At 54.3% G+C, this 278-nt stretch carries 1 protein-coding gene; it reads right to left on the bottom strand.

Going from position 1 to position 278, the window contains the following annotated elements:
* Window positions 1-188, bottom strand: a 188-nt coding sequence (locus tag SB753_RS36810) for a hypothetical protein (RefSeq protein WP_410805058.1), incomplete at its 3' end; no start/stop codon positions are given.
* Window positions 189-278 lie beyond the last annotated feature (90 nt).

Raw genomic sequence — 278 nt, forward strand, 5'->3', positions numbered from 1 at the left:
GTGTTGAAAGTTGCATACAGCTCTGTTACCGCATCCACAGTGCGCTGTGAATACGGGCCATCCACCGCATCGCCGACACTTTTCTTAAACTGGGAATCGATCTCGGGAACTTCTTTTCCCAAGAGGAAGTTGGCGTAGTCGCGATAATTTTCCGCGCTGATCACACCCGATTCCAGAAACGGACTCAAGTCTATTGGGTCCGGTTGTCCGCTGGGCGCAAGACCTTCTGAGCGATTGATTGAACTCGCGGCGAGCGGCCCCGAGGCGGGAGAAGTAAG

The organism is Paraburkholderia sp. SIMBA_053 (assembly GCF_046534895.1).
Lineage (GTDB): Bacteria > Pseudomonadota > Gammaproteobacteria > Burkholderiales > Burkholderiaceae > Paraburkholderia > Paraburkholderia caledonica.